Below are 344 nucleotides of genomic sequence, written 5' to 3' on the forward strand. Positions count from 1 at the left end.
TTATTAAACTGTGTAGGGTCTTTTTTAAGGCGGTTAATCATTTCAAATTCCCATCCTTGTTGTGACTGTCCAGCTAGGCTGGTAGGACTTACTAAATGATTGTATTCCGCCATAAAAGCAGGGTTACGAGCAATACGCCCTAGCTGCTTATCATTCAGTCCATCAACCGTGAACATATCTGCTGTACTGGCGTCGCGCTCCTTACTAACTACATCAGTCTTAGCTTTTGGCTTTTCATGAACAGTGAAAGTAAAACCTATAATTTTGCGTCCCTTTTTTACGTTCTCATATTTGACTTTAAGATCCGATTTTTTGTTAATCTCATCTGTAGCAAGGTCTAAAAC

The 344-nt window shown here is 39.2% G+C and carries 1 protein-coding gene; it reads right to left on the reverse strand.

Annotated features, from left to right (window positions below; translation table 11 throughout):
* Window positions 1-344, reverse strand: a 344-nt coding sequence (locus AAEY72_RS14320; protein WP_352311173.1) for a replication initiation protein, incomplete at both ends; no start/stop codon positions are given.

The sequence above is a fragment of the Psychrobacter sp. W2-37-MNA-CIBAN-0211 genome, assembly GCF_040309405.1.
GTDB classification, from domain to species: domain Bacteria; phylum Pseudomonadota; class Gammaproteobacteria; order Pseudomonadales; family Moraxellaceae; genus Psychrobacter; species Psychrobacter glaciei.